Consider the following 21,757-nt stretch of genomic DNA (forward strand, 5'->3'; position numbering starts at 1 on the left):
GCCATTTCATGCCGCCATCAGGGATCGACGCAGCCGAGCTGGCGGTCGGCGGAAGCCAGCCTTTCCGGCGGCAGCTGCGCGGCCGTCGCCTTGTCGATGAAGCTCTGCTCCTCCCGCACGATGCGGAACTGCCCGTCGGCACCCTGGTGCCACATCAGATAGCCGCAATGCGCGTGGATGTTGGGAAAGCGGCTGCGGAAATCGGCCGCGACATAAAGGCCCGGCTCCGGCGCATCCGGCGGATCGCGATACCAGGTGAGGCGAACGACATCGCGCGCCTCCGCCCTGCCCGCCTCCGCATTGAAGCGCCGGGCTTCGGCGGTATAGAAATCCTCGGTCAGATAGCCGCGCATCGAGGCCGCGATCAGCGCATAGGCGCGGTGATAATCCCCGCCATCCTTGGCCGCGAAATAAGCCTGGGTGCGATCGACCACCGCCCGCTGCACGGCCTCGCCGGGGACCGCGTCGCCCGCCATCGCCGGCAGCGCCGCCGCCAGCAACAGCCATTCAGGCATAGGCATAAGCGCCCCCGGCAAGGAGCGCGCGGCCGTATGCCGGGCGGGCGTGGATGCGCTCCAGCCAGTCCATCAGGTGCGGGCGGTCGTGGTCCAGCCCGCCGCGATGGCGCGATATCTCGACGGGAAAGCTCATCATCACGTCCGCCGCGGTGAACATGTCCCCGGCGAACCAGGGGCGATCGGCAAGTTCGAGGTTCAGCCAGTCGAGATGCCGGTCCAGCATCGCCCGCAAGGGCTTGCGCGCCGGCCGGCCCAGCAGGCCCAGCCGGTTCACCACCAGGATCGCCAGCAGGGGCGGCATCATCGATCCTTCGGCATAATGGAGGAAATGGCGGTAGCGCAGCGCGGCCTCGCGATTGCCGGGAGGCCCAAGGCGGCCATCGGCCTTCTCCACCAGATATTCGGCGATCGCGCCCGTTTCCGCGACGACGCGGCCTTCATCCTCGATCAGCGGGGATTTGCCCAGCGGATGCACCCGCCGCAATTCGGGCGGCGCCAGCATCGTCTTGCGATCGCGGGCATAGCGGATCACCTCATAAGGCAGATCCAGTTCCTCCAGCAGCCAGAGCACGCGCTGCGACCTTGAATTTTCGAGATGATGGACGGTGATCGTCATTTCCGGCCCTCTTCCACGGCGGCGGCAAAGGAATGCCCGTGGACGGGCCGGGATGCGAGGGAAATTTCGCCCTGCATCCCGAGGCCTGCCTGCGGACGGATCGCGTCGCCGCCAGGCTGCGCGAGGGATTCGGACGGAGTGGCACAGATCCCCCATCGTCACCCCGGACCTGGGCCGGGGTGACGATGGAGCTTGTGTGCGGCAATGGCAGCATTGCCGGCATCCCTGCCGACGCTGCCGCCAATCCCAACCCGCAGCCTAGGCTTTTTCTACCTTCTTCTTCGCCGGCGCCTTTTTCGCCGCCGCCTTCTTGGGCGCGGCCGTCTTGGCGGCCGCCTTCTTCGGCGCCGCCTTCTTCTTGCCCTTGGCCGGCCCCTTGGCCGCGCGTTCGGCGAGAAGGGCCAGGGCCCCTTCCAGCGTGAGCGTCGCGGGATCGGCGCTCTTGGGCAGGGTGGCGTTGGTGGTGCCGTCGGTCACATAGGGGCCGAAGCGGCCTTCCATCAGCTTCACCTCCGCCCCCGTTTCCGGGTTCGCGCCGAACACCTTCAGCGGCTCGCGGGAGGCGCCGCGCGAACGGCCGCCGCCGGCCGCCGCTTCCGCCAGCTTCACGACGGCCGCGTTCATGCCGGTTTCGAACACCTCGGCGGTGGACGACAGCCGGCCATATTTGCCGTCATGCGCCAGATAGGGGCCGTAACGGCCGATCGAGGCGGTGATCGGCTTGCCGGTCTCCGGGTGCAGGCCGATCTCGCGCGGCAGCGACAGCAGCTTCAACGCCCAGTCGAGCCCGAAATCCTCGGCCGGGATATCCTTGGGGATCGATCCGCGCTTGGCGTCCTTGCCGTCGCCGAGCTGGACATAAGGCCCGAACCGGCCGCTGCGCTTCGTCACCTCCAGCCCGGTCGCGGGATCGGTGCCGAGGGTGACGGGGCCGCTATCCTCGCCCTCGTCCGCCCCGCCCTTCTGCGCGAAACGGCGGGTATATTTGCATTCGGGATAGTTGGAGCAGGCGATGAACGCGCCGAAGCGGCCACCGCGCAGGCTGAGCCGGCCCTCATGGCAGGCCGGGCACAGCCGGGGATCGCTGCCGTCGCCCTTGTCGGGGAACAGATACGGCCCGAGGAACTCGTCCAGCGCCGCCGTCACCTCGGACGGCTTCTGCTCCATCACCTCGACGGTCTTGGGCTTGAAATCGCGCCAGAAGGCTTCCAGCACCTTCTGCCATTCCGCCCGGCCCCCGGAGATATCGTCCAGGCTCTCCTCCAGCCCGGCGGTATAATCGTAGCTGACATAGCGATCGAAGAAGCGTTCCAGGAAGGACGTGACCAGCCGGCCGCTTTCCTGCGGGATGAAGCGATTCTTCTCCAGCGTCACATATTCGCGATCCTTCAGCGTCTGCAGGATCGAGGCATAGGTGGAAGGCCGGCCGATGCCGAGTTCCTCCATCTTCTTGACGAGGCTCGCCTCCGAATAACGCGGCGGCGGCTGGGTGAAATGCTGTTCGGCCTGCACCGCCTTCTTGGCCGGCGCATCGCCTTCCTTCATGCGCGGCAGGCGCTTGCTGTCCTCGTCGCCCTCGTCATCGCGGCCTTCCTCGTAGAGCGCGAGATAGCCGGGGAAGAGCACGACCTGCCCGGTCGCGCGAAGCCCGTGGCTGCCGCTGCCGTCCACCAGCTCCACCGTGGTCCGTTCCAGCCGCGCGGACGCCATCTGGCTCGCCAGCGCGCGCTTGAAGATCAGATCGTACAGCCGCGCGTGATCGCCCGTGCCCACGCGATCCTTGCTGAAATCGGTGGGCCGGATCGCCTCGTGCGCTTCCTGCGCGTTCTTGGCCTTCGCCTGATACTGGCGGGGCTTGTCCGGCACGTAGGACGCATCGTAGCGATCGGCGATCGCGCCGCGCGCGGCCGAGATCGCGCCGCCGTCCATCTGCACGCCGTCGGTTCGCATGTAGGTGATGGCGCCGTCCTCATAGAGGTTCTGCGCCACCCGCATGGTGTGGCTGGCGGAAAAGCCCAGCTTGCGCGCCGCCTCCTGCTGGAGGGTGGAGGTGGTGAAGGGCGGCGGGGGATTGCGGGTGAGCGGCTTGGTCTCGACCGAGGCGACGGCGAAGCGGCCGGCCTCGACATCCTTCTTCGCCGCCTCGGCATCGCCCTGGTTGCCGATCGTCAACCGATCGATCTTCTCGCCCTTCCAGCGCACGAGGCGCGTGACGAAGGGCACGCCGTCCTGCTCCATGTCGGCGGTGACGGACCAATATTCCTGCGGCTTGAACGCCTCGATCTCGCGTTCGCGATCGACGACGAGGCGCAGCGCCACCGATTGCACGCGGCCCGCCGATTTCGCGCCCGGCAGCTTGCGCCACAGCACCGGCGAAAGCGTGAAGCCGACCAGATAATCCAGCGCGCGCCGCGCGCGATAGGCGTCGATCAGATCCTCATCCAGCGCGCGGGGATGCGCCATCGCATCCAGCACGGCCGGCTTGGTGATGGCGTTGAAGGTGACGCGGCGCACATCCTGCGGCAGCGCCCGGCGCTTCCTCAGCACCTCCTGCACATGCCACGAAATCGCCTCGCCCTCGCGATCGGGGTCGGTCGCGAGGATCAGGGTATCGGCATCCTTCGCCTCGTCCGCGATCGCCTTCAGCTGGCGGGTCTTGTCGGCATAGGCCTCCCACTCCATCGCGAAGCCGTTGTCCGGATCGACCGATCCGTCCTTCGCCGGCAGATCGCGGACATGGCCATAGGATGCCAGCACGCGATGGCCGGGGCCGAGATATTTCTCGATGGTCTTCGCCTTGGCGGGCGATTCAACGACGACGAGCTTCATGGGTTCTGGTTGTTCCTCGTATGTGTACGCGTAAAGGTGGAGACCCGCCTTGCCCTTCGTCAAGCACGCAGTTTCAGCCCAGGGATATGACCGCCTCATGGAGATCGCCACCGAACGCCTGCTGCTGCGCCGCGCCCGCCCGGAGGATGTCGATGCCCTGCACGCCATTCTCTCCAACGATCGGGCCATGCGCTACTGGTCGACGCCGCCCCATGCCACGCGCGGGGAAACCGAGGCATGGCTGGCCGCGATGATCGAGTCACCGGCGGAGGAAAGCGAGGATTTCGTGGTCGTGCGCGACGGCCGGGTGATCGGCAAGGCGGGCGCGTTCCGGCTGCCGGAGATCGGCTATATCCTCCACCCCGATCATTGGGGGCTGGGCCTCGGCCGGGAGGCGCTGGGCGGGTTTGTCGCCCATGTCTTCCGCCGGCCGGACGTGGACCATCTGGTCGCGGACGTCGATCCGCGCAACATCGGCTCGCTCAGGATGCTCGCCGGCCTCGGCTTCTACGAGGCGGGCCGCGCGGAACGGACCTATCACACCCATATCGGCTGGTGCGACAGCATCTATCTGCGGCTGGACGCGCCGGGCTGACCCCGGATCGTTTCCGGCGCCGAAGGGTTACGCCTCCCGGAAGCCATGGCACCGGAGGGATTCATGTCCGTACCGCACAAGGCCGAGCTCAGCCTGCTCGACCATGAGGATGGCCAGCTGATCGCGAAGACGCACCATCCCGCCATCCACGATCTGACGCGGGAGGAGCTGCAGGATATGCGGACGCGATTGCGGGCCCTGCGCGATCGGGAACGCACGCTGCTCCGCCAGAAGCTGCGCGAGATACGCGGCAAGGCCGAAGCGCGCGGCACGAGCTTTCCCGGCACGGCCGATCAGCCGGCCAAGCGCAAGCAGGTGTTCGCCAACGCGCTGAAGCGGGTGAACAGCGAATTCAGCCGGCTGCGCAAGATCGAGGGACGCCAGGCCATGACGGAATCGGCCAAGCGGGCCCTGGCGCTGCGCAAATCGGGTGAAGAGTTCGCTCGCCCCGCCAACAGCCCCACCGCCGGCAAGGGCGCGCGCGCCATCCCCAGCAAGCGCGGCAAATCGCATATCGCCGGCAGCCGTATCGGCAGCACATCGCAGGCGACCAGGAAGGCGCAGGCGGCAAAGGACAAGCGCGGCTGAAAGCGCGCGGGCCGGCCTCAGCCCAGGCTCACCCGTCCGCCGGCATGGCGTTGCAGGCTGCCCGCCAGCTCCAGTTCCAGCAGCACCAGCTGGACGACGGCGGGCGCGAGGCCGGACAGGCGGATCAGCTCGTCCACCGGAACCGCCGACGGGCCGAGCAGGCCGGTGATCGCGCGACGATCGCGATCGTCGGCATCGATCGCGGCCGGCGGCGCGGCATAAGGCTGGCGCGGAGCCGCCACGCCATCCGCGATCGGGCGAAGCGCCTCCATGATATCGGCGGCGGACTGAACGAGGGTCGCGCCCTCGCGGATTAGTCTATCCACAGTTGCACACGTTTTTCGTACCAAGGCCGGGACTGGCGCCTCCAGTTGGATAGGAAGCGGACATTGCATACAACGACAATCTACCGCACCATCTGTGGCATGCTAGAATTTCAATGCTGGTTCTGCGGGGAAGGCATCGAGCGCAGCGACGGTGATGCGCTGATGATCGGTATCGAAAGCCTTTGGCGATGGGCAGAAGGCACACGCCGAAAAGATGCCCCATACCAGAACATCTACGTTCATTCCCGCTGCGCTATGGATCGCATGGCCGGTGCTACCATGGACCTCGAAACATCTGTGTTTGGTGAAGAAGAGTGAACGTCCGCAACTGGGCGCGATCCATGATTAGGTAAGGCTCACTTGCGCTCCCGCGTGGCGATCCAAACGCCCCGCGAGCTCAAGTTCCAGCAGCACGGTTTGAACGATGGCACACGGTATTCCAGACTGACGAATGATTTCGTCGGTCGATACCGGCACCGGACCAAGCAGGTTGATGATCGTCGTGCGCTCCGCATTCCTCGCATCCTGAGGCGCTGGCCCCTCGAAGCGACTGACCGGCGAGCGGACGGCACGAGGGTCAATCGGGCGGATTTGCTCCAGAATGTCTTCGGCGTTCTGGACTAAAATCGCTCCTTCCCGGATCAGCAAATTGCAGCCCTGCGCGCGCGGATCGAGGGGGAAGCCGGGCACGGCCATCACCTCGCGGCCATAATCGGCGGCATAGCGCGCGGTGATCAGCGATCCCGATTTGGGCGCGGCCTCCACCACCACCGTGCCGGCGGCGAGCCCGGCGATGATCCGGTTGCGATAGGGGAAATGCCGGGCGCGCGGCTCCAGCCCCGGCGGCTGTTCGGCCACCAGCAGGCCGCGTTCGGCGATATCCGCCTGCAATGCGGCATTTTCCGGCGGATAGGTGATGTCGATGCCGCCCGCGATCACCGCCACCGTGCCGCCTTCCAGCGCCCCGGCATGGGCGGCGGCATCGATCCCGCGCGCCAGCCCCGAAACCACCGTGGCACCGGCATCGGCCAGCTCATGGCCAAGCTGGCGGGCGAAGCGGATGGCGAGCGCGCTGGCATTGCGCGCGCCCACCATCGCCACCATCGGCCGGTCGAGCAGCGCCAGCCGCCCCTTCACGATCAGGGCCGGCGGCGCGGCCTCGATCTCCGCCAGGTGGCGCGGATAGAGGCCGATGCCCCGGAACAGGTATCGCGCGCCGAGCGCGGCGACGCGCTGCACCTCGCGCTCCACCTCGGCGCGGCCCGCCACGCGGATTTCCCGCCCGCCCCCGCGCCGGGCGAGATCGGGCAAGGCATCCAGCGCATCCTGCGGCCGGCGGAAACGCTGGAGCAGTTGATGGTAGGTGACGGGGCCGACATTGGCGGAACGGATCAGCCGGAGCCGGGCGATGCGATCTTCCTCGATCGCGGGATCGGCGCCGTCCGCCATCGCTTCAGCCGGCGGATTTGGCGCCGATGCGCGGTTCGGTGCCCGCCAGCAGCCGTTCCAGATTGCCGCGATGCTTCCACAGCACCATCAGCGCGAAGGCCAGGAACAGCAGCACCAGCGGAAACTGCCCCATCACCGCGGCGACCACCGGCGGCATGCAGGCCGCCGCCATGCCGCCGACGGAGGAATAACGGCTGATCAGCGCCGCGCCGATCCACACCACCGCGAAGGCGATGCCCGCCGGCCACAGCAGCGCCAGCGCGATGCCCAGCAGCGTCGCCACGCCCTTGCCGCCCCGGAAGCCGAGCCACACCGGATAGAGATGGCCGAAAAAAGCGCCCGCCGCCGCCGGCGCGCCGAGATCGGGCGAGATCGCGGCCGCGATCAGCACCGCCGCCGCGCCCTTGGCGCCATCCAGCAGCAAGGTGAGCGCCGCCAGCCCCTTCCGGCCGGTGCGCAGCACGTTCGTGGCGCCGATATTGCCCGATCCGATCTGGCGCAGGTCGCCAGCGCCCGCCGCGCGCGTCAGCAGCACGCCGAACGGGATGGACCCCAGCAGATATCCGCCCAGCAGGGCAATCAGCGGCCAAAGCCAGGTTTCAGAAAGCACACACCACCCTGTCGTTGTGCGGCGACAATAAGCGCTGCCGTGCCTTACGCAAGATTTCCGTCACATTCCCTCCCTCGGGCGAGGGACGATTCCCCATCGCGCCCTTTGTCCTTATGAGGCGGGCATGAGCGACGACCGCCCCCTCCTCTTCTTCGATTCGGGCGTGGGCGGGCTATCCGTCCTCGCGCCCACGCGCCGGCTGCTGCCCCGCGCGCCCATCGTCTATGCCGCTGACAATGGCGGCTTCCCCTATGGCACGAAGAGCGAGGCGGAGATCGCCGCGCGCGTGCCCGCCCTGCTGGGCCGGCTGGTGGAGCGTTACAATCCCCGGCTGGTGGTGATCGCCTGCAACACGGCCTCCACCATCGCATTGGGCGCGGTGCGCGCCGCGCTCGACCTGCCCGTGGTCGGCACGGTCCCGGCGATAAAGCCCGCCGCCGAACAATCCCGCACCCGCGCGATCGGCGTGCTCGGCACCAATGCCACGGTGCGCCAGCCTTATGTCGACGATCTTTCCGCGCGCTTCGCGGGCGATTGCCTGGTGCTGCGCCACGGATCGGCCCGGCTGGTCGAGCTGGCCGAGGCGAAGCTGCGCGGCGAGCCCACGGCAGCGGCCGACTATGCCGAGGTGATGGCCGGCCTCGTCGATCAGCCGGGCGGCGACCGGATCGATACCGTGGTGCTGGCCTGCACGCACTTCCCGCTGGTGGAGGCGGAGCTTGCGGCCGCATCGCCGCGCCCGCTGGCCTTCGTCCATGGCGGCGACGGCATCGCCCGGCGCATCGCCCACCTGACCGAGGGGCAGGAATGGCCGCAATCGCCCCCGCCGGGCATCGCCCTGTTCACCGCCCTGTTCGAGGTTCCGGCCGGCCTCGTCGCCGGCCTCGCCGCCCATGGGCTGGAGGATATCCGCTTCCTCTGATCTCGCCGCTTATCGGGGGAAACGATCAGCGAAAACGGGGCTTTGCGCTACACATCCCGGCCCCGCCATCCTATGTTTCGGCCATGATCGCGTGCCCGGTCGCGGGATGTTAACCGCCATGTGCGCAGCATCGCTGCACATATGGCCGCCAGTTGCGAACCGTTCGCGCTGGAAAAAGTGGGCGAGCTTCCCTAGAAGCGCCCGCATATTTCGAGGGCGATGGCCCCCGGGGGAGTAGGTTCCTTGGACTATCAGCGCGTTTTTGCGGATGCGATCGACAGGCTCCATGCGGAGGGCCGCTACCGGGTTTTCATCGATATCCTGCGCAACAAGGGCGCTTTTCCCAACGCGCGCTGCTTCGCCGGCCATAATGGGCCGAAGCCGATCACCGTCTGGTGCTCCAACGATTATCTCGCCATGGGGCAGCACCCCAAGGTGATCACCGCCATGGAAGAGGCGCTGCACGATGTCGGCGCCGGTTCGGGCGGCACCCGCAATATCGGCGGCAACACGCATTACCATATCGATCTGGAGAATGAGCTGGCGGACTGGCACGGCAAGGAAGCCGCGCTGCTCTTCACCTCCGGCTATGTTTCCAACGATGCCACGCTTTCGACGCTGGGCAAGGTGCTGCCCGGCTGCATCATCTTCTCGGACGAGCTGAACCACGCCTCGATGATCGCGGGCATCCGCAATTCGGGCTGCGAGAAGCGGGTCTTCCGCCACAACGATCTCGCCCATCTGGAAGAGCTGCTGGCCGCCGAAGACCCCGAGGCCCCCAAGCTGATCGCCTTCGAAAGCGTCTATTCGATGGAAGGCGACGTCGCCCCCATCCATGCGATCTGCGATCTGGCGGACAAGTATAACGCGCTGACCTATCTGGACGAGGTGCACGCCGTCGGCATGTATGGCCCGCGCGGCGGCGGCATCGCCGATCGCGAGGGCGCGGCCCACCGGCTGACGATCGTCGAAGGCACGCTGGCCAAGGCGATCGGCGTGATGGGCGGCTATATCGCGGCCGATCGCACGATCATCGACGTGATCCGCAGCTATGCGCCGGGCTTCATCTTCACCACCTCGCTCTCGCCCGTGCTGGTGGCCGGCGCGCTCGCCAGCATCCGCCATCTCAAATCCTCCTCGGAGGAGCGCGACGGCCAGCAGGCCGCCGCCGCGATGCTGAAGGCGATGTTCCGCGAAGCCGGCCTGCCGGTGATGGAATCCACCACCCATATCGTGCCGCTGATGGTGGGCGATCCGGTGAAGGCCAAGCGGGTGAGCGACATCCTGCTCGCCGAATATGGCGTCTATGTGCAGCCGATCAATTATCCCACCGTGCCGCGCGGCACGGAACGGCTGCGCTTCACGCCCGGCCCGCAGCATGACGAGGCGATGATGCGCGACCTGACGTCCGCGCTGCTCGAAATCTGGGACCGGATCGAACTTCGGCTCGCGGCCTGACGCATCGGGGCAAGCGGCCGGCGCGCCGGCCCGCTTCTCCCTCCGGCCGCGATCGTCAATCGCGGCAGAAGCCTTCGCCCTGCCGGATCATCAGGCAATCCTTCTTGCCGGCCAGATATTTGAGGCCGGTCTCATCCCCGGTCGCCTTGCGGATCACTTCCTCCTTGCCGTCGCGGGTGAAGTGGATCGTCTCGCCGGCGCCGGTGCCGACATAATTGTTGGTGCCGTCCAGCAGCGTGACCTTGAGGGCATATATCCCCTCCTCCGGTCCCGGCTCGATCTCCAGCGCCAGCCCTTCCACGCCCACCCATTTGCCGATCCACGCGGCGGTCGGCAGCGTCGAGGCGACGGCGGAATTGCCGATGCCGGGGTCCGCCACGGCATTGCCGGGGGCCATGTCCGGTTCCGCCGGCAGGATCGCATTGCCGGCCGCGTCCGCCCCGCCGGCATCGACATCCGCCGGCTTGGTCGCCGGTCCGCAGGCGGCAAGCATGGCGCAGGCAAGAATCATGATGGTGGGCTTCATCGGCAAGCTCCCTTGATGGTGGATGCCCTTCCAACGCACGGATCGCGACTTGGCAACATGGCAGGTGGCGTTTCGCCGCCCGAGCCCCTAGATAGCCGCCATTCGACTCAATCCGGAACCCGTATCATGGCCGAGACAATCGCCATCGCATCCGATCACGCCGCCATCGACCTGAAGGCCACGCTCGCCCAATGGCTGCGCGAGCAGGGCCATGAGGTGATCGACCTCGGCCCCGCAACGGCGGATTCGGTCGACTATCCCGATTATGGCTACGCCCTGGCCGAAGCCGTGGCCGGCGGCCGCGCCGCGCGGGGCATCGCGCTCTGCGGATCGGGCATCGGCATCTCGATCGCGGTGAACCGCAACCCCGCGGTGCGTTGCGCGCTCGTTTCGGACAATCTTTCCGCCCGCCTTTCGCGCCAGCATAATGATGCGAACATCATCGCCATGGGGGCGCGGCTGATCGGCGTCGATACCGCCAAGGATTGCGTATCCGCCTTCCTCGCCACCCCGTTCGAAGGCGGCCGCCACCAGCGCCGCATCGACAAGCTTTCCAACCCCGCATTCGCCAAGGAGCCAGCATGAGCACGAACCCCGCATCCCTGTCGGAGGTCCAGCCCGACGGCTTCTTCACCCGTGGCCTCGCCGATGCCGATCCGGCCGTGTTCGGCGGCGTCCGCCAGGAACTGTCGCGCGAGCAGAACCAGATCGAGCTGATCGCTTCGGAAAACATCGTGTCCCGCGCGGTGCTGGAAGCGCAGGGCTCCGTCTTCACCAACAAATATGCCGAAGGCTATCCGGGCAAGCGCTATTATCAGGGCTGCGCGCCCTCCGACGTGGTGGAAACGCTGGCGATCGAGCGCGCCAAGCAGCTCTTCAACTGCGGCTTCGCCAATGTGCAGCCCCATTCGGGCGCCCAGGCCAATGGCGCGGTGATGCTGGCGCTCACCAAGCCGGGCGACACGATCATGGGCCTCAGCCTCGATGCCGGCGGCCACCTGACCCACGGCGCCAAGGCGGCGCTTTCGGGCAAATGGTATAATGCCGTGCAATATGGCGTGCGCCGCGACGATCACCTCATCGATTTCGATCAGGTCGAGGCGCTGGCCAGGGAGCATCAGCCGAAGCTGATCATCGCCGGCGGCTCCGCTTATCCGCGCCACATCGATTTCGCCCGCTTCCGCGCGATCGCGGACGAGGTGGGCGCCTATTTCATGGTCGACATGGCGCACTTCGCCGGCCTGGTGGCGGGCGGCGTGCACCCCACGCCCTTCGGCCACGCCCATGTCGTCACCACCACCACGCACAAGACGCTGCGCGGACCGCGCGGCGGCATGGTGCTGACCGATGACGAGGCGATCGCCAAGAAGATCAACTCGGCCGTCTTCCCCGGCCTGCAGGGCGGCCCGCTGATGCACGTGATCGCCGCCAAGGCGGTGGCGTTCGGCGAGGCGCTCCAGCCCGAATTCAAGAGCTATGCCAAGGCGGTGGTCGAAAACGCCAAGGTGCTGGCCGCCCGCCTGAAGGAACGCGGCGCGGAGATCGTCTCCGGCGGCACCGACACGCATCTGGCGCTGGTCGATCTGACCCCGCTGGGCGTCACCGGCCGCGATGCGGACGAGGCGCTGGAGCGTTCGTCGATCACCTGCAACAAGAACGGCATCCCCTTCGATCCGCTGCCCCCGGTCAAGACCTCGGGCATCCGCGTCGGCACGCCGGCCGGCACCACGCGCGGCTTCGGCCCGGCCGAATTCCGCGAGATCGCCGACATGATCGCCGACGTGCTCGAAGGCCTGCGCACCAAGGGCGAGCATGGCGATCCGGCCGTGGAAGCCGCGGTCAAGGCCCGGGTCGAGGCGCTCTGCGCCCGCTTCCCGATCTACCCCGCCCAGTGAGTTCGATCCGCTCTCGCGGGTGGGGGTGCGGGCTGGTGCCGCTCGCCCGGAGGGCGCGATAATGCGCTGCCCGTTCTGCGGCCATGAAGACAGCCAGGTGAAGGACAGCCGCCCCAGCGAAGATGGGGCGGCGATCCGTCGCCGGCGCCAGTGCGAAGGCTGCGGCGCGCGCTTCACCACGTTCGAGCGCATCCAGCTACGCGAGCTGACGCTGATAAAAAGCGACGGCCGCCGCGAACCGTTCGATCGCGACAAGCTGGCCCAGTCGATCAGCGTCGCCTGCCGCAAGCGCCCGATCGATCCCGCCCGGATCGACCGGCTGGTCTCCGCCATCCAGCGCCAGATCGAAACCAGCGGCGAAAGCGAAGTCGCCGCCGCCCAGGTCGGCGGGATGGTGATGAACGGGCTGAAGGCGATGGACAGCGTGGCCTATATCCGCTTCGCCAGCGTCTATAAGGACTTCACCGAGGCCAAGGACTTCGAGGATTTCGCCGGCGCGGTGGCGGAGGCGGGCAAGGACGGATAGGGGGTTTCTTTCGCTTCCCCCTTGCCGCCCGCCCATCCCTTGCTTCGCCCATCCCGAGCGGGAGGCCGACCTGTCGAAGCCTCGTCTCGAAGGATCGCCCGCTTCCCCCACCCGCTCATCCTGAGTAGGGACTGAGCCTCGGCGAAGGCCCGTATCGAAGGACATGCCTTGACCTTCCACACCTATCTCCTCCGCTGCTCGGACGGCAGCTATTATGTCGGCCATACCGACGATCTGGACACCCGCCTCGCGCAGCACCAATCGGGCGGGATCCCCGGCTACACCGCGAACCGGCGTCCCGTGGAACTGGTCTGGTCGGAAAGCTTTGCCGATCGCGATCAGGCCTTCGCGGTCGAACAGCAGATCAAGGGATGGTCGCGCGCGAAGAAGGAAGCCCTGATCCGGGGCGACTGGGAAGCGATCCGCATGCTGGCGCGCGGCGGAACGCCCCTTCGAGACGAGGCTTCGCCAGGCTCAGCCTCTCCTCAGGATGAGCGGGAAAATGGCAGGGAATCCGCTCCGCCCCCCGTCATCGTCCTCGTCCGCCCGCAGCTTGGCGAAAATATCGGCAAGGCGGCGCGCGCCATGCTGAACTTCGGGCTAGCCGAGATGCGGCTGGTCTCCCCGCGCGACGGGTGGCCCAATCCCGATGCCGGCCCGGCCGCGTCCGGCGCGGATATCGTGCTGGCCGATGCGAAGGTCTATGAGAGCGTCGCCGATGCGGTGGCGGATTGCGCGCATGTCTATGCCACCACCGTGCGCAAGCGCGGCGTGACCAAGCCGGTGGTGACGCCGGAGGAAGCCGCCCGCGCCATCCATGGCGAGCCCGGCCGGTCCGCGATCCTGTTCGGGCCGGAACGTTCGGGGCTGGAAACCGATGACGTGGCGGTCGCCCGCACGATCCTGACGGTGCCGATCAACCCGGAATTCGGCAGCCTGAACCTCGCCCAGGCGGTGATCCTGGTCGCCTATGAATGGTCGAAGGGCCAGGCGCTCGCCTCCCCGCCCGCGACGGACCTCGATCCCCCAGCCCCGCAGGGCGACCTCGACGGCATGATCGGCCAGCTCGAAGCCATGCTGGACGGGGCGGGCTATTTCTTCCCGCCCGATCGCGTGCCCGCGACCAGGCGCACGCTGCGCACCATGCTGACCAAGCCGGCCTGGACCGCGCAGGAGGTGCGCACCATGCGCGGCGTGCTCAGCGCGCTCGCCAAGCCCCGGCCGCGCTGACGCTCAGCGCGCGTCGAACTTGTCGAATTCGTAGGCGATCGATCCTTCGACGAGCTGTTCGTAGAGCGCGCGCACCAGAGCGGGCGGCACGCCCACGCGCGCGGCCACGGCGGCGGCATTGTCGATCACCTGCGCCTTGCGGGCTTCGTCGCGCACGGCGCCGCGCGTCGTCTTGATGCGGGCGGCGGCGTCCATGTAGCGCATGCGCCGGCCGAGCAGCGTGACGATCTGTTCGTCGAGCGCATCGACGCCGGCGCGGACCTCGATCATGGTCGTGCAGTCTTCGGGAGCGAGTATGTCGGTCATGCCGCCTCCCTAGATCGATTTGGGGGCGGAGGGAAATCCGCCGGTGCGGAACGCGCGGGGCGCTGCCCCGCCCCGCCGAACTTGACTCGCCGGCACCATCCCGCCATAGGCGCCGCTTCGCGATTGGCCCCGCATCCCGGTGAAGCGGTGGCCCTGCCGGATCCGATCCGTGCAGGCGATACCGGGAACGAGGCCGTCCCCAAGCGGATGGCCGACCCTGTAGCAATTGAAGGAAGTGACATGTCGAAGCGCAACAGCGCCAAGTACAAGATCGATCGCCGCATGGGCGAGAACATCTGGGGCCGCCCGAAGAGCCCGGTGAACCGCCGCGAATACGGCCCCGGCCAGCACGGCCAGCGCCGCAAGGGCAAGATGTCCGACTATGGCATCCAGCTCAAGGCCAAGCAGAAGCTGAAGGGCTATTACGGCGAAGTCACCGAAAAGCAGTTCAAGAAGGCCTATATCGAGGCGTCGCGCATGAAGGGCGACACCGGTCAGAACCTGATCGGCCTGCTGGAGCGCCGCCTGGACGCGCTGGTCTATCGCGCCAAGTTCGCGCCGACCATCTTCTCGGCCCGCCAGCTCGTCAGCCACGGCCACGTCTATGTGAACGGCGTGAAGTGCAACATCGCCTCGCGCCTCGTGAAGCCGGGCGACGAGATCACGCTGGGCAAGAAGGCGCAGGAAATGGCCCTCGTGCTCGAAGCGCAGAGCCTGTCCGAGCGTGACATCCCGGAATATGTGGCCGCCGACGGCGCCGCCAAGGTCACCTTCGTCCGCGTGCCCTCGCTCGACGAAGTGCCCTATCCGGTGAAGATGGAACCGAACCTGGTCGTCGAATTCTATTCGCGCTGATCCGGCGTTCCATCGCTCGAGCAAAAAGGGCGGTCCCGATCGGGGCCGCCCTTTTTGTTTGCTGGTGATGGACGGCCGCGAGCAGGCGGCTCCCGCCCGCCGCCTCTCTCAACCGGCCGGCGGCGCCTTGGCCTTGTCCTGCGGCGCGGGGCTCTTGTCCGTCCCCTCATCGCCGGCATCGGCCTCCGCCGTCGTGGCCAGCCCTTCCCAGGACTGCACCGCGCCGGACAAGGGCTCGCGCTTCTTCGCCATGGCGAGCAACGCACGCGCCCGCGCTGCCGAGCCGCCGCCGTGCGGATCGGCGGCCAGCGGCTCGATCATGCGCGCCGCCTCGTCGAAATAGCGTTTCTGCATCAGGGCGACGGCCGCGCTCCCGCGCAGTTCGTCCACCTGCGGGGCAAGCCGCTGCGCTTCGAGCAGGACGTTCAGGTCATTATCGGACAATGGCTCCAGCGATCGGGTTTCCACATAGGCCCAGAGCGCCGGCACATAATATTTGTCCGCCTTGAAGGCCCGGACGAACCATTTCCGGGCGCTATCGTAAAGCGGCGCGCGCGCCTGCCCTTCCAGCTTCCGGGCGGCGGAGAGATCGGCATAGCCCCGCAGGAACAGCGCACGCGCATCCTGCGCGCCCTCGCCGGCCACCAGCTTTTCCGCAAGCGTCCGGCCGGTGGCGACATCGCCGACGTCCAGCTCGATCTCCGCCTGCGTCGCCATCGCCAGCCGATCGCCCGGAAAAGCGGCGGCCGCCTTGCGCACCCGCGCCAGCATCGGCCTGCCGCGCTCCTCATCGATCCCCAGCGATATGCCCGCGCCGGGCAACAGCAGGTCGTCCGCCGATTTGGGCAGGGCCGTGATCGTGACGGAGGCAGGCCCCCAATCCTCCGGCCGACCTATTTTCAAATAGGTGAGCGGCCTCGACACATATGTCTTCAGGGCCTTGGTGAATTCGGCATAGTTCATGCCGAATTCGCGCTGGAAGACCGCCTGGCTGTCTTCGCCGCTGTTGCGGGCCGCCAGATAACGCTTCAACTGCAGATGCTTTTTCTGCCCGAACATCCAGTGGGTTATCAGCCAGCTCTGCGCATAGAATTGCGCCATCTGGAGACTGTTCAGGCCCTCCGCATTGCCGTCCAGAATGCGCTGGACCGGCAGCCATGGGGCGTTCACCAGCATATAGCCGCGCCCCGCATTGTAACGGCCGACATGGAACTCCTTCTCCAATATGTCGGCCGTCATCATATATTCGGCAAAGCCTTCGACATACCAGGCGGGATAACCCATCGGATAATATTGCAGCATGAAATGGTGTGTATATTCGTGCTGCAGCACTTCGTCGCCATCCAGCCCCCCACGATCCCTGCGGATCGCGAAGGCCGCGATCGCGCCCGGTGTCGCCGAATAGAAGCCGGCCACGCTGGCGCTGACCGGGCGGACCTGGCGCAGGTCCGCGTTGCTGCCGACCAGATAGATGTCGAGCTTGCCCGGCGCCGGCGGCAGCTTCGTTCCCGTTACCAGCCTGAGGATACGGTCATAATCCTCCAGCTTCGAGGCAAAGGTCCGCAACTGAGCCTCGCCGCCTTCGCTGTAGATGCGGAAATGCTCCGTCTCGGCCTTCAGCCAGGCGGCATGGGCCGTGCCGGAGGAAAGCCCCGCCGCCAGCAGCGCCAACAGAGACCACCCACGCCGGACTGACCGTTTCGTTCTGATGCCGTGATCGCCGCCCATATTTACATTCCCATCGCTTTTCGGAGGAATGCATCGCTCTTCCCGAGCATATCGGCACGAACCGCCGAGTCTTCGAGATCATGGTCGAGCGCCGGATAGATTACGAGCTCAGGCTTCTTTCCGGCGTCCGTCAGCCGGTCCGCCATCAGCCTGGAAGCCTGCACCTCCACATTGCTGTCCACATCTCCATGAAACAGCATCACCGGCGCACGGATCGCCGCAGCGTTCTGGGCAGGCGATCCCTCGCGGATATGAGGGCCGTTTCCGACAAATCGCTGTATCTCCACAAAGGTTGCGGTGTTGCGATACTGCTCCTTCAGACCGTTAAGGTCGGTGACCGGCGCAATGGCCACGATCGCCTTGTAGAGATCCGGCGCGAGCACGCCGGACTGGAGCGCGGCATAGCCGCCATAGGACCAGCCGAGCACCGCAAGCTTCTTCGGGTCGGCGATACCTTCGGATACCAGCCATCGCCCGCTGTCCACCACGTCGCCAATGGCAATCTTCCAGGATTGGAAGCCGTTATTACGAAACCATTCATCGCCATAGCCGGTCGAGCCGCGGAAATTGGGCTGAAGAACGGCATAGCCGCGATTGGCGTAATATTGCGCCATCCAATCGAAGCCCCATTCGTCACGCGCGCCCGGCCCTCCATGCGGCATCACGATGGCCGACACGCCCTTGCCCGAAGATCCGACCGGCAGCGTCAGATAGGCCGGTATCAACGTCCCGTCGGCAGCCCGCACCTGAACCGATCGCATGGGCGCCAACGGATAATCCGCCAGTTCGGGCCGGCTCAGGATCAAGGGCCGCAGCTGCTTGGTGCCTCGATCGAACAGGTAATATTGGCCTGGATCGGTATCGCCGCCGGCCCAGATCAGCAGCTTCCGTCCATCGGCGCTTTCGCTTTCGAAATTGATTTTTGGTTGTTTTGGCAAAACCTTGCTCAAGCCGTCGGCGAGCTTATTAAGGTTTTCGTCAAAATAAACCGCCTGGCGATGGTCGGTTGCGAAGGACACACCCACGATCCGCCTCTTCCGACCGAGCCGGATCAGACCATCCACATCCACCTCTGGATGGCTGAAAACCAGTTGGTCACGTAGAGAACCGTCCAGCGATCGCTTGTATAGGGCCAGTCGACCGTTATTCTTCATGAAGCCATAAGCGGCATTTTCCTCGGGATCGACGGCATAGGGGTTGAAGCCCTGGCGGGTCAGGGAATTATACTCCCCCAGATCCTTCCACCCATCCTGGCCTGCCAACCGGTAGGAATAGCGCGTGACGCCCGTGGTGTAGCCATCACCCTTGAGTTCCCATGCACCCTTTATCCGTACCGTGCCGAGGCCGTCCGTGATGAATTCCGAGGCATCCCGCATGGGATTGACGACCCTCTTCGAAGCCAGGGTGGTCGTATCCACCCGATCGACACCGAAGCCTTCGAGGCGGCTTTCGACGAGCTTTCCGATCCTAGCTTCGGGAACATAGGCGCGGCCTATCAGCACCGCTCCGTCCTGCCCCGGCAGCAAGTCCACGATCGTTCCACCGAACCCATTGAAATATAGCGCATCTCCGTTTGTCCGACGCGAAAGCAGCTTGGGATCGCTGCCGTCGATGTTGATGGCTATCATGGAACTGGTGTTGACGACCTGGCCGGCGCCGCGCTGAACCGAATATATCTGGCACGCCAACCGCTTGTCCGAAACCCAATCGCAGCGTGAAATCCGTTCGGGATTGCCGCTGGCAAGCAGCGCGCGCGTGGGCGGTGCGCTTCCATCTATCGGCACGGTAAAGAGCGCATTGCTCTGCCCCTTACCGGGGGCAAGAAAAGCGACACGCTCCCCATTCGGGGAAAGCGACGCGCCGCTTACCCCTTCGCGCGCGCCGAAAGCCGCTTCCGGCGGCAGCGTCTGCGCCGACGCAACCCCACAAAAGAACATGGCGCCAAGTATAGGCGCAGAACAACGCAGCATCGATCCCCCCGTATATATTCCCCTCTTCGCATTTATCTCCTCTCGGTAAAGAAACAAGCCGCCATCTGGTTCGCTTTTCCCTTTCCCGCCCCACCCTTGCCCGCCGGCCGTAGCGCTGCCATGAGGCACGCAACATCATTACCCGGGATAACGATATGCGCTTCGCCCTTGCCGCTTCGCTCCTTGCCCTGTCGGTCGCCACGGCCGCTGCCGCCGCCCCCGTGCCGGCCATCAATGTCGAGACGCTGAAGGACATCACCAGGACGCTTTCCGACGACAGCTTCCAGGGCCGCGCGCCCGCGACGCCGGCGGAGGACAAGACGGTGGCCTATATCGCCGATCGCTTCGCCAGGGCGGGGCTGAAGCCGGGCAACAAGGGAAGCTGGTATCAGGACGTGCCGCTGGTGGAGCTGACGCCCAACGCGGCCTTCCCGATCAGCATCACCGGCGGCAAGACGCCGATCACGCTGGATTACAAGACCGATCACATCACCTGGTCCTACCAGGTGCAGCCCCGGATCGACGTCGCGGGCAGCGATATCGTGTTCGTGGGCTATGGCATCAACGCGCCGGAACGCGGCTGGAACGACTATGCCGGGCTGGACGTCAAGGGAAAGACCGTCCTGATCCTGATCAACGATCCGGACTGGAAGATGCAGTCGCTGGATGGCCCCTTCGGCGGCCGGGCGATGACCTATTATGGCCGCTGGACCTACAAATATGAGGAGGCCGCCCGTCAGGGCGCGGCGGCCGCGATCATCATCCACGATACCGAGCCCGCGGCCTACGGCTTCAACGTCGTCGTCTCCTCCAACAGCGGCGGCAAGCTCGGCTTCGACGAGCCGGGCAACCATATGGACCAGTCGGCCGCCGCCGGCTGGATCACCAACGATGCCGCGCGCCGCATCTTCGCGTCCGCCGGCCAGGATTATGACGCGCTGGTCGCCGCCGCCGGGCAAAAGGGCTTCCACGCCGTCCCCTTCACGGGGATGAAGGCGTCGCTGTCGTTCGACCAGTCGATCCGCCGCCAGAAATCGAAGAATGTCGTCGGCATCATCCCCGGCAAGAAGCGCCCCGGCGAATATGTGCTCTATTCGGCGCACTGGGACCATCTCGGCATCTGCGAGCCGGTGGACGGCGACAATATCTGCAACGGCGCGGTGGACAACGCCTCCGGCACCGCCGGCCTCGTCGCGCTGGCCGAAGCCTATAAGGCGGGCGGCCAGCCGGATCGGTCGGTGGTGTTCCTGGCGGTGACGGCGGAGGAATCGGGCCTGCTCGGCTCCGAATATTATGCCGCCAATCCCATCTACCCGCTGGCCCGGACGGTGGGCGGCGTGAACATGGATTCGCTGAACGTGATCGGCAAGACCAACGACATCGTCGTCGTCGGCCCCGGCAAGTCCGAGCTGGAGGATTATCTGAAGCGCGCCGCCGTGGGCGAGAACCGCGTGCTGGTGCCCGAGCCGACGCCGGAAAAGGGCTATTATTACCGTTCGGATCATTTCAGCTTCGCCAAGCTCGGCGTGCCGATGATCTATTTCGAAAGCGGCGAGGATCTGGTGAATGGCGGGCGCGAGCGCGGCAGCAAGCTGGCGGCCGATTATATCACCAACCGCTATCACGGGCCGAAGGACGAATATGATCCCAATTGGGATTGGTCCGGCGCGGTCTCCGACCTGAAGCTTTTCTATACTATCGGTCGCGAGCTGGCGGATTCGGATGCCTGGCCCAACTGGTATCCCACGGCGGAGTTCCGCGCCGTCCGCGACAAGTCTCGCGCCGGCAAGTAAGGCAGGGCAGAACCGATGACCTATCGTCAACCGCCCGAATGGGCCCGCCACGACCGCGTCTGGATCGGCTTTCCCAGCCATCCGGAGCTTTGGGAGGACGATCTGGAGCCGGCGCGGGAGGAGGTGATCGCCTTCGCCCGCGCGGTGGACGCCGATGGCGCGGGCGAACGCGTCGTGCTGGTCGCGGCGGACAAGACGGCCGCCAAGGCGGCGCTGGCTTCGGCCGGCCCCAATGTCGATGTGGTGGTGGCCCCGTTCGGGGATATCTGGCTGCGCGATACCGGGCCGATCATCGTGCACGACAGCGCCGGCGGCGTGCCGACCGCGCTCGATTTCCGCTTCAACGGCTGGGGCGGCAAATATGACCTGCCGAACGACGATACCGTGGGCCGCACGCTGGCGGAGGCCGCGCGCTTCCCGGTGAAGGCGTGCGACTGGATCTTCGAGGGCGGGGCCATCGACGTGGATGGCACCGGGCTGGTCGTGACGACCGAGCAGTGCCTGCTCAATCCCAACCGCAACCCCTATCTGTCGCGCGGCGATATCGAGGCGCGGCTGAAGGCCGATCTCGGGCTCGATCGGGTGCTGTGGCTGGGCAGCGGCCTGCTCAACGATCATACCGACGGCCATGTCGACAACCTCGCCCGCTTCGTGGGCGAAGGGCGGATCGCCATACCGGAGCCGACGGCGGACGATCCGAACGAGGCGGTCTATCGCGATGCCGCCGCCCGCGCCCGCGCCTTCGGGCTCGAGGTGGTCGGCGTCCCCTCCCCCGGCAAGGTCGAGCGGGACGGGGCGATCGTGCCGGCATCCTATATGAACTTCTATGTCGGCAATGCCGCCGTGGTGGTTCCCGTCTACGGCGCCGCCAATGACGATGCCGCCGTGGCCGCCTTCGGCGCGCTCTTCCCCGGCCGCAGGGCGATCGGCATCCGCGCCGATCATGTGCTGACCGGCGGCGGCAGCCTGCACTGCATCAGCCAGCAGGTGCCCAGCCCCTAAAATGGGCGCGGCGGC

21 protein-coding genes and 1 pseudogene are annotated in these 21,757 nt (G+C 66.4%); 12 read left to right on the forward strand and 10 right to left on the reverse strand.

Translation table 11 applies throughout. From position 1 onward, the window contains the following. Nucleotides 1-17: 17 nt before the first annotated feature. From CV103_RS15465 to topA, 3 genes are all read right to left on the reverse strand, one after another. On the reverse strand, nucleotides 18-515 hold the full coding sequence (locus tag CV103_RS15465; RefSeq protein WP_107395453.1) for a DUF4019 domain-containing protein: 498 nt from the start codon (nucleotides 513-515) through the stop codon (nucleotides 18-20). Continuing rightward, a complete protein-coding gene (locus CV103_RS15470; protein ID WP_107395454.1) occupies nucleotides 508-1,134 on the reverse strand; it encodes a glutathione S-transferase family protein in 627 nt (208 codons plus the stop codon). Before CV103_RS15470 ends, CV103_RS15465 begins: the two co-directional genes overlap by 8 nt. A gap of 258 nt (nucleotides 1,135-1,392) precedes the next feature. Further along, a complete protein-coding gene (gene topA, locus CV103_RS15475) occupies nucleotides 1,393-3,963 on the reverse strand; it encodes a type I DNA topoisomerase (RefSeq protein ID WP_107395455.1) in 2,571 nt (856 codons plus the stop codon). A gap of 97 nt (nucleotides 3,964-4,060) precedes the next feature. On the opposite strand from topA, the gene CV103_RS15480 reads away from it, so the two are divergent. Together CV103_RS15480 and CV103_RS15485 are read left to right on the forward strand one after the other, a co-directional pair. Continuing rightward, nucleotides 4,061-4,558, forward strand: a complete 498-nt coding sequence (locus CV103_RS15480; RefSeq protein ID WP_107395456.1) for a GNAT family N-acetyltransferase — start codon at nucleotides 4,061-4,063, stop codon at nucleotides 4,556-4,558. A gap of 63 nt (nucleotides 4,559-4,621) precedes the next feature. Then, nucleotides 4,622-5,146, forward strand: a complete 525-nt coding sequence (locus tag CV103_RS15485; RefSeq protein WP_107395478.1) for a hypothetical protein — start codon at nucleotides 4,622-4,624, stop codon at nucleotides 5,144-5,146. A gap of 17 nt (nucleotides 5,147-5,163) precedes the next feature. Here the strand turns inward: CV103_RS15485 and CV103_RS15490 are convergent. Next, nucleotides 5,164-5,463, reverse strand: a pseudogene (locus CV103_RS15490) (DprA-like winged helix domain-containing protein); the annotation flags it as partial. A 72-nt stretch (nucleotides 5,464-5,535) separates the two neighbouring features. Between CV103_RS15490 and CV103_RS15495 the strand changes: the two are divergent. Then, the gene (locus tag CV103_RS15495; protein WP_245896888.1) at nucleotides 5,536-5,790 is read left to right on the forward strand and encodes a hypothetical protein; all 255 of its coding nucleotides are present in this window, start codon (nucleotides 5,536-5,538) and stop codon (nucleotides 5,788-5,790) included. A 27-nt stretch (nucleotides 5,791-5,817) separates the two neighbouring features. On the opposite strand, the gene dprA is transcribed toward CV103_RS15495, so the two are convergent. After that, nucleotides 5,818-6,921, reverse strand: a complete 1,104-nt coding sequence (gene dprA / locus CV103_RS15500) for a DNA-processing protein DprA (RefSeq protein WP_107395458.1) — start codon at nucleotides 6,919-6,921, stop codon at nucleotides 5,818-5,820. 4 nt (nucleotides 6,922-6,925) lie between these two features. After that, nucleotides 6,926-7,531: a glycerol-3-phosphate 1-O-acyltransferase PlsY gene (gene plsY, locus CV103_RS15505; protein WP_015457555.1), complete on the reverse strand. Its 606-nt coding sequence runs from the start codon at nucleotides 7,529-7,531 to the stop codon at nucleotides 6,926-6,928. A 124-nt stretch (nucleotides 7,532-7,655) separates the two neighbouring features. Here plsY and murI point away from each other — a divergent pair, with 124 nt between their 5' ends. After that, nucleotides 7,656-8,453, forward strand: a complete 798-nt coding sequence (murI, locus tag CV103_RS15510) for a glutamate racemase (RefSeq protein WP_107395459.1) — start codon at nucleotides 7,656-7,658, stop codon at nucleotides 8,451-8,453. Between the two features lie 219 nt (nucleotides 8,454-8,672). Beyond that, entirely contained in the window at nucleotides 8,673-9,911 is a 1,239-nt protein-coding gene (gene hemA, locus CV103_RS15515) for a 5-aminolevulinate synthase (RefSeq protein WP_413818411.1), read from the forward strand. A 55-nt stretch (nucleotides 9,912-9,966) separates the two neighbouring features. Here the strand turns inward: hemA and CV103_RS15520 are convergent, their stop codons facing one another. Continuing rightward, on the reverse strand, nucleotides 9,967-10,437 hold the full coding sequence (locus CV103_RS15520) for a hypothetical protein (RefSeq protein WP_107395460.1): 471 nt from the start codon (nucleotides 10,435-10,437) through the stop codon (nucleotides 9,967-9,969). Nucleotides 10,438-10,563: 126 nt separating this feature from the next. Between CV103_RS15520 and rpiB the strand changes: the two genes are divergently transcribed. From rpiB to CV103_RS15540, 4 genes are all read left to right on the forward strand, one after another. Continuing rightward, nucleotides 10,564-11,022, forward strand: a complete 459-nt coding sequence (gene rpiB, locus CV103_RS15525) for a ribose 5-phosphate isomerase B (protein ID WP_107395461.1) — start codon at nucleotides 10,564-10,566, stop codon at nucleotides 11,020-11,022. Beyond that, entirely contained in the window at nucleotides 11,019-12,332 is a 1,314-nt protein-coding gene (gene glyA / locus CV103_RS15530) for a serine hydroxymethyltransferase (RefSeq protein WP_070934331.1), read from the forward strand. Before rpiB ends, glyA begins: the two co-directional genes overlap by 4 nt. Before the next feature lie 61 nt (nucleotides 12,333-12,393). Then, on the forward strand, nucleotides 12,394-12,858 hold the full coding sequence (gene nrdR / locus CV103_RS15535; RefSeq protein ID WP_015457561.1) for a transcriptional regulator NrdR: 465 nt from the start codon (nucleotides 12,394-12,396) through the stop codon (nucleotides 12,856-12,858). Nucleotides 12,859-13,026: 168 nt separating this feature from the next. Continuing rightward, on the forward strand, nucleotides 13,027-14,088 hold the full coding sequence (locus CV103_RS15540; RefSeq protein ID WP_107395462.1) for a TrmH family RNA methyltransferase: 1,062 nt from the start codon (nucleotides 13,027-13,029) through the stop codon (nucleotides 14,086-14,088). Between the two features lie 3 nt (nucleotides 14,089-14,091). Here CV103_RS15540 and CV103_RS15545 read toward each other — a convergent pair whose 3' ends face one another. Then, a complete protein-coding gene (locus CV103_RS15545) occupies nucleotides 14,092-14,394 on the reverse strand; it encodes a chorismate mutase (protein ID WP_015457563.1) in 303 nt (100 codons plus the stop codon). A gap of 240 nt (nucleotides 14,395-14,634) precedes the next feature. On the opposite strand from CV103_RS15545, the gene rpsD reads away from it, so the two are divergent. Next, entirely contained in the window at nucleotides 14,635-15,249 is a 615-nt protein-coding gene (rpsD, locus tag CV103_RS15550; protein ID WP_015457564.1) for a 30S ribosomal protein S4, read from the forward strand. 108 nt (nucleotides 15,250-15,357) lie between these two features. Here rpsD and CV103_RS15555 read toward each other — a convergent pair whose 3' ends face one another. Both CV103_RS15555 and CV103_RS15560 read right to left on the reverse strand, forming a co-directional pair. Beyond that, on the reverse strand, nucleotides 15,358-16,920 hold the full coding sequence (locus CV103_RS15555; protein WP_107395463.1) for a hypothetical protein: 1,563 nt from the start codon (nucleotides 16,918-16,920) through the stop codon (nucleotides 15,358-15,360). 59 nt (nucleotides 16,921-16,979) lie between these two features. Then, nucleotides 16,980-18,947 (reverse strand): alpha/beta hydrolase family protein, encoded by a 1,968-nt coding sequence (locus CV103_RS15560; RefSeq protein ID WP_107395464.1) that lies wholly within the window; start codon nucleotides 18,945-18,947, stop codon nucleotides 16,980-16,982. A gap of 155 nt (nucleotides 18,948-19,102) precedes the next feature. On the opposite strand from CV103_RS15560, the gene CV103_RS15565 reads away from it, so the two are divergent. Together CV103_RS15565 and CV103_RS15570 are read left to right on the forward strand one after the other, a co-directional pair. Continuing rightward, nucleotides 19,103-20,740, forward strand: a complete 1,638-nt coding sequence (locus tag CV103_RS15565) for a M28 family metallopeptidase (RefSeq protein WP_070934334.1) — start codon at nucleotides 19,103-19,105, stop codon at nucleotides 20,738-20,740. 15 nt (nucleotides 20,741-20,755) lie between these two features. Then, nucleotides 20,756-21,742 (forward strand): agmatine deiminase family protein, encoded by a 987-nt coding sequence (locus CV103_RS15570; protein ID WP_015457568.1) that lies wholly within the window; start codon nucleotides 20,756-20,758, stop codon nucleotides 21,740-21,742. Nucleotides 21,743-21,757 lie beyond the last annotated feature (15 nt).

This window comes from Edaphosphingomonas fennica (assembly GCF_003034225.1).
Lineage (GTDB): Bacteria > Pseudomonadota > Alphaproteobacteria > Sphingomonadales > Sphingomonadaceae > Sphingomonas_E > Sphingomonas_E fennica.